Origin of the sequence: Raineyella sp. W15-4 (assembly GCF_033170155.1) — a bacterium.
Lineage (GTDB): Bacteria > Actinomycetota > Actinomycetes > Propionibacteriales > Propionibacteriaceae > Raineyella.
On sequence record NZ_CP137079.1, the window covers coordinates 2,866,159 to 2,880,625 of the forward strand.

The following is a 14,467-nucleotide window of genomic DNA, read 5'->3' on the forward strand; positions in this document are numbered from 1 at the left end:
TTCCCCGGACACCGCCCCGGGTAGCATCGACGCCATGGCGACCTGGCAGGACGGCCCCGAGTACGCGCCTCTGGCGCCTCCCACGGGGTATGAACCCGCGGTCGCGAACACCCCGACGGTGCTGGACCCGCCACGCCGGCAGGCCCCCGACCCGGCGGCACCCGCCGGTCCCGGCCCCGCGACACCGCCGCCGGCCTTCGCCCCGCCCGATGGCGCGGTCCCGCTGTCCGGCCTGACCCCGGACCGGCCGCCCTCCCGGGACCCGCGCCACCCCTTCCCGCTGGTGTCCCGCCCGCAACAGACCGGCTCGGCCTGGCGGTCGGTGCACGCCTCGGCGACCGCGTCGGCCCCTACGCCGCCTCCCGTGGCGGTGGCCGGGCCGTACGATCCCGCGCCGTACGAGCCGGCAGCGTACGATCCCGCGCCGTACGATCCCGCGGCCCAGGCCCCGGCGCCGCAGCCGCCGCTGTCCTTCCTGGCTCCCCGCCGGACCGGCTTCGCCGATCTCGACCAACGGGCCCGGGCGGCTCGTTGGCTGCTGCTGCCGCCGGTCCTCTACATCCTCGGCGCGGTCGCCGGGCCGTTCGTCACCGTCGCCGTGCTGGCCGGCGCCATCCTGCTCGCCGCCGCCCCGACGATCCCGGTCGCCGCCCGGGCGCTGTCCCGGATCGTCTCGGGGCTGGTCGGCGCGCTGCTGCTGCTCGGCTTCCTGGTCGGCCGGGACTGGACCGAGCTGGCCGGCACCTCCCGCTTCATCGGATTGATCTACTGCGTCGTCCTCGGCATCTGGTACGTGCGCCAGCGCTCCGCGGTGGACGCCGAGCAGCACCGGCGGGAGCAATCGGGCGGCCCGAGGGCGCGCCGATGACCCGCAAGGCCGCTCCACGGTCCCTTGCCGAGTCGCTGCGCCGCTGGACGGCCACCGACTTCGCTGCCCTGCTGGCGGCCCGCCCCGACCTGTGCACGCCGCCACCGCGTTCGGTGGGGGATCTGGTCGCCCGGATGACCACCGGCGGGTCGGCGATGACCGCCCTGCACCGGCTCAACGCCTGGCAGCACGTGGTCGCCGAGGCATTGGCCACGCTGCCCGACGGCACCACCCGGGCCGCGATCGCCGGCCTGCTCGGCACCACCGACGAGCTGGCGGTCCGCCGCGGGCTCGCCGACCTGCGGGAGCGCGGTCTGGTCTGGGGCCCGGACAGCGACCTGCACCTACTCGTCCCGGCACGCACCGCCTTCGGCCCCTGGCCGGCCGGACTGGCCGACGACTCGGCCCACCCGCTCACCGAGCGGGAGGTCACCGCGGCCCTGGAGGCCGCCGGGGAGGTGGTCCGGCCGCTGCTCGACCAGCTCACCTGGGGTCCGCCGACCGGCCGGGTCCGGAACGCCGACCGTCGGGTCACCCCGGACACCGCCGGCACCCCGATGGAGGTGGCGCTCGCCCACGGGCTGCTGCGGCCGCTCGACCACGACACCGTGGTGATGCCCCGCGAGGTCGCCTGGCAGCTGCGCGGCCACCGGTTGGTGCGGACGCTGCCGAGCCCGACACCGCCGGACCTGGGCGCCGGTCGACGGCGCCGGGCGGAGCTGATCGACCGGGCCGGGGTCGGCGCGGCGATCACCCTGCTGCGCGATGTCGAGCAGCTGGTCTCCTCGCTGCCGGACCTCGACGTCCGGCTGCTGCGCGACGGTGGTCTGTCGGTGAAGGATCTCGGTGGCGCGGTGGCGCTGCTGCGGCTGCCGGCCGCCCACCTCGCCCGCTCCCGGACGTACGCCGCCCTCGTCGTCGAGCTGGCCTGGGCCGCCAGACTGGTCAACCAGGTGAACGGCGAGACGCTGCTGCCGACTCCCGCCTTCGACCAGTGGCTGGACCGGGCCGCGGCGGACCGCTGGGTCGACCTGGTCCGGGTCTGGGCCGGGACACCGCGGTGGTTCCCCTGGTCGGTCCGGCCCAAGGCGCATCCACTCGGCCCGGACGCCGACTGGCGCGGCGCGGCCGACCTGCGCCGCGGGCTGATCGGGGTCTGCGCCGAGGTCACGCCCGGCACCGTGGTCGGCGCGGAGCGGTTGGCCGAGGCGTACGCCTGGCACCGGCCGGCGGTGGCCGCCCAGGTCGACCTCGCCGAACTGACCGGCCAGTGGTGGGAGGAGGCCGGCTGGCTCGGCCTGCAGGCGCTGGACGCGGTGACCGGGCTGATGCACGTGGCGGACGACGAGCGGGCGTCGATGCCCGCCGAGCTCGCCGCGGAGTTCCCCGAACCGGTCGCCGAGCTCATCCTGCAGTCCGACCTCACCGCCGTCGCCCCGGGCCCGTTGGACCATGACACCAGCCGGGTGGTCCGACTGCTGGCCGACCAGGAGTCCCGCGGCGCCGGCGGCGTGTTCCGGTTCAGTCAGGCCTCGCTGCGCCGGGCCTTCGACGCCGGCTGGACCGCGGACCGGGTGCTCGACTGGCTCCGGGACCACTCCGGCACCGGGCTGCCGCAGCCGCTGGAGTACCTGGTCGGCGACGTGGCCCGCCGGCACGGCCGGATCCGGGTCGGCAGCGTCGGCGCCTGGATCCAGACCGACGACGCCGCGGTGATCACCCAGCTGCTGTCCCACCCCGAGGCGGGGCCGCTCGGCCTGCGCCGACTCGCGCCCGGGGTGCTCGTCGCCGACGCCGAGGCCGATGAGGTGGTGGTGCTGTTGCACCAGCTGGGGCTCTCCCCCGCCGCGGAGGACTCCGCCGGCCGGCTGGTCACCGCCCCGCCGCGGCCCCGGGCCCGGCCCCGGACGGTCGATGCGCCGGCCGGGCCACCCGGGCCGCAGGCGATCGCCGAACTGGCCGAGGAGCTGGCCGCCTCCCTGCAGTGATCGGGCGGTGCAGGGATCGGGTGGTGCAGGGATCTCCCGCGCTTGGCCGCGGTGCGAGAATGGTCGTCATGTCACGCCTGGATCCGGGCCCGTTGGTCGTGCAATCGGACCGTACGCTCCTGCTCGAGGTCGACCATCCGCTGGCCGACGAGTGCCGGCTGGCGATCGCCCCGTTCGCCGAACTGGAGCGGGCCCCCGAACACATCCACACCTACCGGCTCACCCCGCTGGGGCTGTGGAACGCCCGGGCTGCCGGCCACGACGCCGAGCAGGTGGTCGACGTCCTGCTCACCTACTCGCGCTACCCGGTGCCCAGCACGCTGCTGGTCGACGTCGCCGAGACGATGGACAAGTACGGCCGGCTGCGGATCGAGAAGCACCCGGTGCACGGCCTGGTGCTGGTCTCCACCGACCCGGCGGTGCTCACCGAGGTGGTCCGGGCCAAGCAGGTGGCCGGGATGCTCGGCGCCGTGATCGACGCCGACACGGTGGCCGTCCATCCCTCCGAGCGGGGTCATCTCAAGCAGGTGCTGCTCAAGCTCGGCTGGCCGGCCGAGGACCTCGCCGGCTACGTCGACGGCGAACGCCACCCGATCGCCCTGGCCGAGGACGGCTGGCAGCTGCGGACCTACCAGCGCCAGGCGGTCGACTCCTTCTGGCAGGGCGGCTCGGGGGTCGTCGTGCTGCCCTGCGGGGCGGGCAAGACGCTGGTCGGCGCGGCGGCGATGGCGCGGGCCGGGGCGACCACGCTGATCCTGGTCACCAACACCGTCTCCGCCCGGCAGTGGCGTGACGAGCTGCTGCGGCGGACCACCCTGACCCCCGACGAGATCGGCGAGTACTCCGGCGCCCGCAAGGAGATCCGCCCGGTGACCATTGCGACGTACCAGGTGATCACCACCAAACGGAACGGCATCCACCCACACCTGGAGCTGTTCAGTGCCCGTGACTGGGGCCTGGTGGTGTACGACGAGGTGCACCTGCTGCCCGCCCCGGTGTTCCGGATGACGGCGGACCTGCAGGCCCGCCGTCGGCTCGGGCTGACCGCGACGCTGGTCCGCGAGGACGGCCACGAGGGGGACGTGTTCTCCCTGATCGGGCCGAAGCGCTTCGACGCACCGTGGAAGGACCTGGAGAACCAGGGCTGGATCGCCCCGGCCGAGTGCATCGAGGTGCGGGTCACCCTGCGGGAGGACGAACGGCTGGCGTACGCGATGGCGGAGCCGGACGTACGCTACCGGCTGGCGGCCACCGCGGAGACCAAACAGCGCACCATCATCGAGCTGGCCGAGCGCCACCGCGGCACGCCGACGCTGGTGATCGGGCAGTACGTCGACCAGCTCGACGAACTCGCCGCGGCCCTGGACGCACCGCTGGTCAAGGGGTCGACCCCCGAGACGCGGCGCGAGGAGCTCTTCGGCGCCTTCCGGCGCGGGGAGATCACCCTGCTGGTGGTCTCCAAGGTGGCCAATTTCTCCATCGACCTGCCGACCGCCGAGGTCGCGATCCAGGTCTCCGGCGCCTTCGGGTCCCGGCAGGAGGAGGCCCAGCGGCTGGGCCGGCTGCTGCGCCCGTCCGGTGACAAGACGGCCCGCTTCTACGCGGTGGTGTCGCGGGACACCTCGGACGCCGACTTCGCCCAGCACCGGCAGCGGTTCCTGGCCGAGCAGGGCTACAGCTACCGGATCGTCGACGCCGACGACCTGGAGCAGCTCGACCGCGGCTGATCGGCGAGGCGCACCCGGCTCACTGCTGCGGCGGGACGGCGTCCTCGGTCACCGCGACCGTCGACTCGGCGACGCTCAGCCCCAGCTCCACCGGCCAGCGGTCCGGCAGGTCGCCGAGGGCGACCAGGTCGAGCAGCAGATCGGGCCAGATCCAGTCGTCGGAGCCGGCGAGGGCGCTCAACGGCCACCAACGCGACCCCTTGAGGGTGAGCTGCTCGTCCTCGGTGTGGCCCGCGGTGGAGACCCGGAAGCGCGGGGTGGCGAGCAGGAAGAACCACTCCTCCTGCTCCAGCACCTGGTCGGAGTAGCCGTGCCGGGCCGTACGATGCGCGACCGGCCCGACCAGGTCCGCCTCGGCCGCGACGAACCCGGTCTCCTCGCGCACCTCGCGCACCGCGGCCTGTGCCGGCGTCTCGTCGCCGTCGATGCCGCCGCCGGGGGTGACCCACCAGCGGGACCCGTCCAGCCCGGGATCGGAGTCGTGGAAGAGCAGCACCTCCGGCTCCTGCTCCCCCGGACCGACGATGACGACGCGGGACGCCCGCCGGTACTTCCAGGGCCGCAACTGCGGCGCGACCGCGATGCCGGGACGTTCGTGGAAATGGGGCTGATGCGCGGAGCTCACGGCCTCCAGCCTAACCACCCGGTCAGCCACGACCGCGGGCCGGCCTCAGCCGCGCCCGCGGGTGCGGACGTCGGCGACCAGCTCGGCCCGGGCGACCGCGGCCGGCAGGCTGACCCGCTCCAGATACTCGGCGCCCTCGGTGTCCCCGGCCGCGCGGAGTCGCTCGATCAGCACGGCCAGGTCGGCCGGCGCCTTGTTCTGGGCCATCTTGGCCTTGCCCGACCAGCCGGTGATGACGACCTCCAGCCCGATCACGGCTCGCAGCATCCGGTCGACGAAGTCACCGGGCGGGTCCTGCACCGTCCACTCCCCGGCCGGCTCGTGCCGCTCGGTCAGCGCCGTCACCGCCTGACGGGTCCACTCCAGGTCGTCGTGCAGTCGCACCTCGCCGCGGACATGGACGGTCACGTAGTCCCAGGTCGGCACCACCCGGCCGTGCTCGGCCTTCGACGGCAGCCCCACCGGGCTGACATAGTGCTCGATGCCGTGGGCGATGACCAGGCCGGGGCCGGTGATCGGCTCACGGACCTGCGGGTTGTTGCGCTGCAGGTGGGCGATCAGCCGGCCGTACGGTGCCGGGGCGGGGTCGTACACGAACGGGAGGTAGCTGGCCTCCAGGTCCTCGCCGTGCCGGGTGACCAGGTCGGCCGTGTCCACGGTCGCCAGGAACGTACGGATCTCGTCGTCGCCCATCGCGAAGTGCTGCGGAATGTACATGCCCCGATCATCCCGCGCGGCGATCACTGCGATCGAGCAGGTCACGCCAGCTGTGCACCAGCCCGGCATCCACCCAGGCCCGGAACGACCCGAGCGGGCGCACCTGGGCGTCGACGTGGAAGGCGCGGATCCCGGCACGGTGCAGCCAGGGCACGTGTTCGGGCTGCAGGCCGCCGGCGGCGATCAGCTTCTCGGCCGCCCACCGGTCGGTGCGGGCCCGTTCGACCAGGTCGTCCAGCCCGTGCTCGACGTCGCGGGCCGAGCCGGCGCTCATCACCTGGTCGAGCCCCGGCAGCCGGCGCAGCGCCACCCAGGCGTGGTCGAAGTCCAGGCACTGGTCGACCGCCCGGTCGAAGGTCCACGGCCAGCCGGCGTCCCCGGCGACGGTGGCGCACACGTCGGTGTCGATCGCCGACCACTGGTCGAGGAAGCCCATCACCATCCCCTCGGCCCCGGCGTCGAGGTAGGCCGCGGCCAGCCCGCGCAGCCGGGTCACCTCACCGCCGTCGGTCGTCCACCCCTCCCGCAGCCGCAGGGTGACCCGGACCGGCAGGTGGGTGGCGGCGCAGACCTGCGCCACCACGTCGGGCGCCGGCGACAGCTCACCGGATCCGGCCTGGGCCACCAGGTGGACCCGGTCGGCGCCGCCCTCCTCGGCCCGGCGGGCGTCGTCGGCGTGCCCGCAGAGCACCTCCAGGACGCTGTCCATCGACCACCTCCGTCAGGCCGGCCGCATCGCCGCGGCCTCGTCGGCCGGGTCCCGTCGGGTGGCCCGCATCGCCGCGGCCCGGTCCTCGACCTCGTGGAGCACCCGGGACATGTTCCGCCAGCCGACCTTCTCCAGATCGTCGCGGCTCCAGCCGCCGCGGGCCAGTGCCTCCCATAGCCGCGGGTAGCAGGACACGTCGGACAGCCCCTCGGGCAGCCAGCTGGTGCCGTCGAAGTCGGCGCCGACCCCGAGGTGGTCGACCCCGACCACCTCGCGCAGGTGCTCGAAGTGGGCGACGACGTCCTCCAGACCGGCCGGCGGCATGGCGATCGGGTACGACTCGTAGAAGGCGCCCATCTGGTCGTGGTCGTGCACGTCCAGGCCTTGGTGGCGGGCCTCGTCCTCGGCCCGGCTGCGCCACTCGTACGCCGCCTCGGAGACGAACGGGGCGACGAAGGTGACCATGCACAGGCCGCCCTGGGCGGCCAGGTCGACCAGGATGTCGTCCGGCACGTTGCGCGGGTGCGGGCAGACCGCCCGGGACGAGGAGTGCGAGAAGATCACCGGGGCGGTGGAGACCGCCAGCGCGTCGGCCATCGTGTCGGCCGAGGTGTGGGAGAGGTCGACGATCATCCCGAGCCGGTTCATCTCGCGGATCACCTCGGTGCCGAAGGCGGTCAGCCCGTGGTGGCGCGGCTCGTCGGTGGCCGAGTCGGCCCAGTCGGTGTTCTCGTTGTGGGTGAGGGTGAGGTAGCGCACGCCGAGGCGGTGCAGCGTACGCAGCACGCCCAGCGAGTTGGCGATGGAGTGTCCCCCCTCGGCGCCCATCAGCGAGGCGATCGGTGCGTCCGGACCGGCCAGCACCAGCCGGTCGAACTCGTCGGCGTCGGCCACCCGGCGGAAGTGCGCCGGGTAGCGGTCGATGAATGCGCCGACCGCGTCGATCTGCTCCAGGGTCGCCGCGACCGCCAGGTCCCCGGCCAGGGTGCCCGGCACGAACACCGACCAGAACTGGGCGCGGACACCGCCGGCCCGCAGCCGCGGCACATCGGTGTGGAATTCGGGGCGGCTCCGGTCGAGCTCGTGGGCGAGCAGGTCGTAGCCGTGTTCGCGCAGGGCCCAGGCCAGGTCGTTGTGTCCGTCGACCACCGGTATCAGCTCCATGGGGCCATTGTGGCTCACCGGAGTGCGGTGTGGCCGTCGTACCGGGCGAGCGTACGGCTCGAAGGGCAGGGAAAGGCGGGGACACGACCGGAGGGCGGCCCCGTGATGGGACCGCCCTCCGGTGTGTTCGGGCTGGGTGCGGGTCGGCTCAGAAGCCGACGCCGCCCATCTCGTCGGCGGAGTGACCGGTCGGCACCTGGGCCGGCTCGGGCTTGTCGGCGATGACGGCCTCGGTGGTGAGGAACAGCGCCCCGATCGAGGCGGCGTTCTGCAGCGCGGAGCGAGTCACCTTGGCCGGGTCGATGATGCCCGCAGCGACCATGTCCACGTACTCACCGGTCGCGGCGTTGAGGCCCTGGCCGGCGGGCAGGTTGGCGACCTTCTCGGCCACCACGCCGCCCTCGAGACCGGCGTTCACGGCGATCTGCTTCAGCGGGGCCTGGACCGCGCGGAAGACGATCTGGGCGCCGACCTTCTCCTCGCCCTGCAGGTCGAGGTTGACCGCCTTGGCGGCCTGGATCAGGGCCACGCCACCGCCGGGCAGGATACCCTCCTCGACAGCCGCCTTGGCGTTGCGGACGGCGTCCTCGATCCGGTGCTTGCGCTCGTTGAGCTCGACCTCGGTGGCGGCGCCGACCTTGATCACGGCCACGCCACCGGCCAGCTTGGCCAGCCGCTCCTGCAGCTTCTCGCGGTCGTAGTCGGAGTCGCTGTGCTCGATCTCGGCGCGGATCTGGTTGACCCGGCCCTCGATCGCGTCGGCCTCGCCGGCGCCCTCGATGATGGTGGTCTCGTCCTTGGTGACGATCACCTGGCGGGCGGAGCCCATCAGGGTCAGATCGGCCTGCTCCAGCTTGAGGCCGACCTCCTCGGAGATCACCTGGCCGCCGGTGAGGATGGCCATGTCGGCCAGCATCGCCTTGCGACGGTCGCCGAAGCCGGGGGCCTTGACGGCGACGGACTGGAAGGTGCCGCGGATCTTGTTGACGATCAGGCCGGCGAGGGCCTCACCCTCGACGTCCTCGGCGATGACGACCAGCGGCTTGCCGGCCTGCATGACCTTCTCCAGCACCGGCAGGAGCTCCTTGAGGTTGGAGACCTTGGAGTTCACCAGCAGGATGTAGGGGTTGTCGAGCACGGTCTCCATGCGCTCGGTGTCGGTGACGAAGTAGGGCGAGATGTAGCCCTTGTCGAAGCGCATGCCCTCGGTGAGCTCGAGCTCCAGGCCGAAGGTGTTCGACTCGTCGACGGTGATGACGCCTTCCTTGCCGACCTTGTCCATCGCCTCGGCGATGATCTCGCCGACCTGGGTGTCGGCGGCCGAGATGGAGGCGGTGGCGGCGATCTGCGCCTTGGTCTCCACGTCGGTGGCCATCGCCAGCAGCTGGTCGTTGATCGCGGCGACGGCCTTCTCGATGCCCTTCTTGAGGCTCATCGGGTTGGCACCGGCGGTGACGTTCTTGAGGCCCTCGCGGACGATGGCCTGGGCCAGCACGGTGGCCGTGGTGGTGCCGTCACCGGCGACGTCGTCGGTCTTCTTGGCGACCTCCTTGACGAGCTCGGCGCCGATCTTCTCGTACGGCTCCTCGAGCTCGATCTCCTTGGCGATGGACACACCGTCGTTGGTGATGGTGGGGGCGCCCCACTTCTTCTCCAGCACGACATTGCGGCCCTTGGGGCCGAGGGTGACCTTGACTGCGTCGGCGAGGGTGTTCATCCCCCGCTCGAGGCCGCGGCGGGCCTCGACGTCGAATTCAATCAGCTTTGCCATGTCCCGGGAGTCCTCCCGCAAATCGAGGCGCGCGGCCCCGTTGCTTGTCCGTAGTGTCTGGATGCGCATGCGACCGGTGCCCGCGACGGACGGCCCGGCCGGGCCTCACCAGTCCCACGTACGTAGCACTCACCCGCGGGGAGTGCCAAGGCAATTGTTAGCACTCACCCCAAGGGAGTGCAAACAGTGGGAGCGCCCAGCGTGGTGCGCGCCGGTGCGACACTGGTCCGCATGGAGCAGCCCGAGATCGGCCCTGGCGCTGCCACCCGGGTGCGGACGGTGGCGAACTGGATCAACCTGTCCACCCCGCTCGGCCTGCTGGTGGCCACCGCCGGCCGATGCCGGCTCCGTCGGGGTCCGCGCGGGCTGTGGCTGGCCGAGGGGTACCGGCTGGGCTTCCCGATCGCGGGCGCCTTCACCGTCGGCTCGGTGGTGATCACCCCGGGCCGGTTCGCCGACCTGGCCGTACGGCTCCCGCGACTGCTCGCCCACGAGGAGCGACACGCCACCCAGTGGTGCGCCTGGCTGGGACTGCCGATGCTGCCGGTCTACCTGGTGGCGATGGCCTGGTCCTGGCTGCGGACCGGCGACCGGGCAGCGGCGAACGCCTTCGAGGTGCACGCCGGACTGGCCGACGGCGGCTACCGGCCGGGCAGCCACCGGCAGGGCAGTCGACGCTGAGTCCGGCGGGTCGGCGGCGTCAGTTCGCCAGCCGACGGGCAGAGCGCTCCCGCCGATCCCGTTCTCGTTGACGGAGCAGCCGCTTCACCACCAGGGGGTCGTACGCGAGGGCGGCCGGCTCGTCGAGCAGCGCGTTGAGCACCTGGTAGTACCGGGTGACGGAGATCCCGAACTGTTCCCGGATCGTCTCCCGGCCGCCCGCCGGATCGGTCCAGCGGCCCCCCGCGGCATCGAGGATGCACCGCTCCAGCTCTGACAACTCCCCCAGGCCCACTCCCATACCCACTCCGGAGGCATCGCCCACCCCGGAGACATCGGGACGATCGACCGCGGGATCGGGGTGGGCTGAGGTCATGCCGAGAAGTCTAGTCCGGGAATCACACAAGTGTCGTTCACCCGCCGCGGCGGACCCTCAGGTCGACGCCACGAAGACTGCGATGCCGGTCACCGCGACCCGATTCGGTGTGAGCAGGCCCGATTCCGGTGTGAGCTGTGGATGAGATGTGAGACCCAGAAGGGTGAGAGGCGGGTGATTTCCCGCAGATTCCCGTCACCCGTGAACAACGCTGACTGCGGACCTGATGCAGTTCTCGTCGCTGATCGTGACGAGAGCAAGGGAATGGGGAGACAGAAGTGCCGTTCAGCAAAGCAGACAAAGGGGGGCGCCAGGATCGGCGCGCCGGACTGTCACAACGAAACATCTCGCGACGGACCGTTGTGGTAGGCGCCGCGTGGGCTGCGCCTGCCATCGTCGCAGTGAGCGCCCTGCCGGCCACCGCGGCCTCACCGGGCTGCACGAGTTCGACAGTGGCGCTCAACTGGGGACTCGCCGTTCTCGGCGGCACGCGCCAGCTGACGGATCCGTTCACCCGGACTATTTCCTTCACCCCACAGCCTGCCGGCACAAAGCCCGGTACTACGATCACGTTCACGGCCCTCCACGAATGGGCCGGGAACATGAGAGGTGACAACGACACTTTGCAGGGCAATGCCGCGGTCACGACCTTCAACGTCGGGGGCATCGGGGAGGTCGGCTATGGCCTCCTGCAGCGTGTCGGCCAGAACGGGAAGACCGCACCTACCGCTGCCGACTACCAGACGGTCACCTTCACGTTCCCCGAACCGCTGCACGGACTCAGCTTCAGCATCACCGACATTGATCGGACCTGGAGCGCTCCCCCGAATGACACCAACCGTGACTTCTTCGACGCGGTGGCGCTGATCTCACCGACTCCGTACACGGCCGTCGCACCGTCCGGCTCGAAGGTGATCGGGTCCGGCACCACTGCAGATCCATGGCGCAATCAACAGGATGGCAATGTCGACGAGGATGGCCCGGGAGGGCAGATCGACATCACCTTCACCGCGCCGGTGACGACGTTCACCATCCGTTACTGGAACTACGCGTACAGCCTGTACGGCTCGGGTGTCGCCAAGGCGCCGAACACCGACAGCAACCAGGCGGTGTTCTTGACGAGGTTCCAGTTCGCTCGGGAGATCCCCTGCTGAATCGGCCTGCAAGGCGTGACAAGAGTTGACGCACCCTGATATTCCGTATCCCCACCAGCCCCGTCGAGATGGAGCGTTGGTGGGGGTGGTCAGGCGGGGCGATCAGCTCCTGTTCTGGACGGACCCGACCGGGACGGGCGAGGAACGGGCCGGCGAGCTGACCGTCGGGGCCGTCAGGTCGCTGCGGGACGTGCCGGACGGGATCGTGGTCCTGCAGGACTACGCGCTCCTGGCGTCCTCTTCGGTGACAGAGCTGATCGCGCCGCCGATGCGGCTCAGCATGCTGCCGCCGGCCGGTCACCGGGCCCGGAGCGAGGATGCCGCCTCCGTCGCACAGGATGCGGTCAGGGAGCCCGAAGCGCTCGTGACCGTGACCCCGACGACCCTTCGGCGGCTGAGACCGTACGTGACAGAACGCGCCGACGTCGACCATCGCCTGTCCGCGGTGGCGGCCCGCATCCTCGCCGTCCTCGGCGAGTATTCCCCCGAGTTGGCACAACTGCTCAGTCGCGACGGCGTACTCCACCCTGGCGCCGCCGCCCTGTTGCGGCGCTATCCGACCCCACGCGCGCTGATGGTGGAGGGTCACTATGCGCTGGTCAGGACACTGAACCCCGGAAGCGACCCGGAGCGAGAGGCGCTCGCGGAGGGGGTCTTCCGCCTGGGGTCCGGCTCCGGGGAACTGCCCGGCAGCAGGGAGGCCGAGGCCCTGGCCGAGGCGCTCGTCCCGGGCCTGGCCACCGAATACGAACTGCTCCGAGCCCGTGGGGAGGCCATCGACCGGGCGATCTTCGCCCTGGTGGCACCGGCCCCCTCATCCCCGTCGCTGCGTTCTCGCCTCGGAAGGCCGACGGTGGGCGTCGCCGCCCGCGTCCCCGAGCCGACCCCCTTCGCCGGAGCCAGGGATGTCGGCACGCTGGTGGCGGCGACCCGCGCCGCCTATGAGAGCCGGTATCACGACCCTTCGACACCTGACGTGGCGTACGCCCAGTACCGCGGCGCTCGCGAGGCGCTCGACGACTTCTGTGACACGCCTGACCCGATCACCGGAGCCGAGATCGCGGTGTGGGGTCAGTTCCTGGCGATCGACTGCGGTGACTTCTCGGCGGAGGCCGCGTACTCGGCCGCCGTGCGACGTACGCTCCCGACCGGAGCCGACCGCGGAGTCGACACCGTGGCGGCGGTGGCACGGATCCGCGCGGACAGCGAGATCGCGCACGCGATCGCCGGCGTCCTGGGCGCCGATCCCAGCCAGGAATTCGACCGGCTGCGACGCGCCCTCGACACATCGCCTCAGGCCTCGGACCGGGTCCGCAGGGAGGGCCTGGGACTCCTCGCGCTGGTGCTGGCGATCTGGGGCCGGACCGACGATGCCCGCGCCCTGCTGGCCTCCCTCCCTGACAGAGCCGGCGAGGAGAGCGGAGCGGCCGACGTGCCTGCACACATCGCTCGGCTGCTGGTCGTCCCCAGCGTGGCGGAGGACGACACGCTCCGCAGCGCTCGCGAGATCGCCGCCGAGGCCAGCAGGGGGACCGCCTACGAGGCGTACTTCCAATTCGCGAACATGTTCACCTCGCTGATCACCAAGTCGTTCGTGCCCGCACTGAAGGCCTTCGATCGCTGGTCCAGGTCTGCCGCGTGGCGACGGCAGACCCCGGACCAGCGGCACCTCGCCCACCTCGTCCAGGCCCTGATCAGCGCCGCCGTCGGCGACTACTCAGGCATCCACGACGTCTTCAGTCACCGATCCGAGATCGAGTTCAGCGACCTCGAAACGCCGCCCGACCTGATGGGGCGGAGCATCCTCGCCAGGGTCGACCTGTCGGTGGGCTCGTACGGGCGGGTCCTCGCCGCCACGTCGCCCCAGGGAGAACTGTCCGAAGCGGCGGTGGCCCGGGCGTATCCGCGTGGTGTTCCCGCGCCGCTGGTGCTCCGGGGGTCGGTGCTCTGGGAGCTCCAGCAACGCCGAAGCGCCGTCGAGCACTTCGAACGAGCACTGCGATGGGCAGCGATCCATGAGGACTGGGTGGTCCTGCTCGTCGCCGAGACTCCCCAATTCCGGAACTGGCTGACCTCTCTGGATCCCCACCATCCGCCCGAAGGTGTCCCGGCCGGAGTCCCCGAAGCGATCACGGGGCGACCGATTCTCGTCGACCGCGCGATCCCCTCGCTGACCGATCGGCAACGGCGCGTGCTGGCCCTGCTGTCGGTGGGGAAGAGCACGGATGAGATCGCCAAGGAGATGTTCATCACCCGCAACACTGTGAAGACGCATCTGCGTCAGCTCTACCGCAAGCTCGGCGTGAGCACGCGCGAGGAGGCGGTCGGCATGGCCGAGAGATATCAGCTCCTCACTTGACCCCTCCGCCCACCCCCGGAAGGCCGACCAGAACTGCGCCGGTCGGCTCGCGCCCGGTCTCAGTGCATAATGGTCGCTCGGCGCCGATCCACGCTCCCGTAGTTCAACGGCCAGAACAGCTCTCTTGTAAAGAGCAGATCAGGGTTCGACTCCCTGTGGGAGCTCCATCAGAGGACCCTGCCGCCGCCGGGACGACCACGCTGTTCATCGACCCTGACGGCACCGGTGAGCGACTGGTCGACCGGCTACGGGGCAGCGATCTGCACGCACCGGACCACCTGCCGGTCGAGTCACCGACGTGCTGCATCGAGACACCCTGAGACCGGTCTCGGCTTCCGGAATCCGGGAG

At 71.7% G+C, this 14,467-nt stretch carries 13 protein-coding genes and 1 tRNA gene; 8 read left to right on the forward strand and 6 right to left on the reverse strand.

Features of this window, described 5'->3' with window-relative positions:
• Nucleotides 1-34 precede the first annotated feature (34 nt).
• The 3 genes from R0145_RS13435 (at nucleotide 35) to R0145_RS13445 (ending at nucleotide 4,583) form a co-directional block, all read left to right on the forward strand.
• On the forward strand, nucleotides 35-868 hold the full coding sequence (locus R0145_RS13435; RefSeq protein ID WP_317837373.1) for a hypothetical protein: 834 nt from the start codon (nucleotides 35-37) through the stop codon (nucleotides 866-868).
• Nucleotides 865-2,856: a helicase-associated domain-containing protein gene (locus tag R0145_RS13440; RefSeq protein ID WP_317837374.1), complete on the forward strand. Its 1,992-nt coding sequence runs from the start codon at nucleotides 865-867 to the stop codon at nucleotides 2,854-2,856. Before R0145_RS13435 ends, R0145_RS13440 begins: the two co-directional genes overlap by 4 nt.
• A 68-nt stretch (nucleotides 2,857-2,924) precedes the next feature.
• A complete protein-coding gene (locus R0145_RS13445; RefSeq protein WP_317837375.1) occupies nucleotides 2,925-4,583 on the forward strand; it encodes a DNA repair helicase XPB in 1,659 nt (552 codons plus the stop codon).
• A 19-nt stretch (nucleotides 4,584-4,602) separates the two neighbouring features.
• Here R0145_RS13445 and R0145_RS13450 read toward each other — a convergent pair whose 3' ends face one another.
• The 5 genes from R0145_RS13450 to groL form a co-directional block, all read right to left on the reverse strand.
• Nucleotides 4,603-5,208: an NUDIX hydrolase gene (locus R0145_RS13450; RefSeq protein ID WP_317837376.1), complete on the reverse strand. Its 606-nt coding sequence runs from the start codon at nucleotides 5,206-5,208 to the stop codon at nucleotides 4,603-4,605.
• 45 nt (nucleotides 5,209-5,253) lie between these two features.
• The gene (locus R0145_RS13455) at nucleotides 5,254-5,925 is read right to left on the reverse strand and encodes an FMN-binding negative transcriptional regulator (RefSeq protein WP_317837377.1); all 672 of its coding nucleotides are present in this window, start codon (nucleotides 5,923-5,925) and stop codon (nucleotides 5,254-5,256) included.
• A 7-nt stretch (nucleotides 5,926-5,932) separates the two neighbouring features.
• Nucleotides 5,933-6,634, reverse strand: coding sequence for a copper homeostasis protein CutC (locus R0145_RS13460; RefSeq protein ID WP_317837378.1), 702 nt, complete (start codon nucleotides 6,632-6,634; stop codon nucleotides 5,933-5,935).
• A gap of 12 nt (nucleotides 6,635-6,646) precedes the next feature.
• Nucleotides 6,647-7,798, reverse strand: coding sequence for a dipeptidase (locus R0145_RS13465; RefSeq protein ID WP_317837379.1), 1,152 nt, complete (start codon nucleotides 7,796-7,798; stop codon nucleotides 6,647-6,649).
• Between the two features lie 148 nt (nucleotides 7,799-7,946).
• Nucleotides 7,947-9,569, reverse strand: coding sequence for a chaperonin GroEL (gene groL, locus R0145_RS13470; protein WP_317837380.1), 1,623 nt, complete (start codon nucleotides 9,567-9,569; stop codon nucleotides 7,947-7,949).
• 231 nt (nucleotides 9,570-9,800) lie between these two features.
• On the opposite strand from groL, the gene R0145_RS13475 reads away from it, so the two are divergent.
• Entirely contained in the window at nucleotides 9,801-10,250 is a 450-nt protein-coding gene (locus tag R0145_RS13475; RefSeq protein WP_317837381.1) for a hypothetical protein, read from the forward strand.
• Nucleotides 10,251-10,269: 19 nt separating this feature from the next.
• Here the strand turns inward: R0145_RS13475 and R0145_RS13480 are convergent, their stop codons facing one another.
• The gene (locus R0145_RS13480) at nucleotides 10,270-10,605 is read right to left on the reverse strand and encodes a DUF3263 domain-containing protein (RefSeq protein ID WP_317837382.1); all 336 of its coding nucleotides are present in this window, start codon (nucleotides 10,603-10,605) and stop codon (nucleotides 10,270-10,272) included.
• Between the two features lie 401 nt (nucleotides 10,606-11,006).
• On the opposite strand from R0145_RS13480, the gene R0145_RS13485 reads away from it, so the two are divergent.
• The 4 genes from R0145_RS13485 (at nucleotide 11,007) to R0145_RS13500 (ending at nucleotide 14,438) form a co-directional block, all read left to right on the forward strand.
• Nucleotides 11,007-11,759 (forward strand): hypothetical protein, encoded by a 753-nt coding sequence (locus tag R0145_RS13485; RefSeq protein WP_317837383.1) that lies wholly within the window; start codon nucleotides 11,007-11,009, stop codon nucleotides 11,757-11,759.
• Nucleotides 11,760-11,838: 79 nt separating this feature from the next.
• Nucleotides 11,839-14,118 carry a helix-turn-helix transcriptional regulator gene (locus tag R0145_RS13490; protein WP_317837384.1) on the forward strand — a complete coding sequence of 760 codons (2,280 nt, stop codon included), beginning with the start codon at nucleotides 11,839-11,841 and terminating at the stop codon, nucleotides 14,116-14,118.
• Nucleotides 14,119-14,210: 92 nt separating this feature from the next.
• Nucleotides 14,211-14,285, forward strand: a tRNA-Thr gene (locus R0145_RS13495).
• Complete coding sequence (locus R0145_RS13500) at nucleotides 14,274-14,438, forward strand: hypothetical protein (RefSeq protein ID WP_317837385.1); 165 nt, start codon at nucleotides 14,274-14,276, stop codon at nucleotides 14,436-14,438. The genes R0145_RS13495 and R0145_RS13500 overlap by 12 nt, the downstream gene beginning before the upstream one ends.
• Nucleotides 14,439-14,467: the final 29 nt, after the last annotated feature.